General features: G+C 49.1%; 1 rRNA gene. It reads left to right on the top strand.

Annotation, left to right across the window (positions count from 1 at the left end):
* Positions 1-123: 123 nt before the first annotated feature.
* A 5S ribosomal RNA gene (gene rrf / locus U862_RS0128865) occupies positions 124-239 on the top strand.
* The last annotated feature ends 30 nt before the right edge of the window (positions 240-269 follow it).

Here is a 269-nt window from a genome sequence, read left to right as displayed (position 1 = left end):
AGCGAAAGGTCACCAGATTGCGGTGTGTGAAGACGAAACGAACCGAAAGTTCGAGAGAAACACACAAACTATCGCATACCCAATTTGCTGAAGCGTCGAAAGACGAGTCGGCACACCGAATTTCTTGACGACCATAGAGCGTTGGAACCACCTGATCCCATCCCGAACTCAGAAGTGAAACGATGCATCGCCGATGGTAGTGTGGGGTTTCCCCATGTGAGAGTAGGTCATCGTCAAGATTAAATTCCGAAACCCCAATTGCGAAAGCA

The sequence above is a fragment of the Pseudomonas sp. H1h genome (assembly GCF_000633255.1).
Classification (GTDB): Bacteria; Pseudomonadota; Gammaproteobacteria; order Pseudomonadales; family Pseudomonadaceae; genus Aquipseudomonas.
Note: the sequence above shows the minus strand (reverse complement) of the source record. Positions and strands in the feature narration are given on the sequence as shown.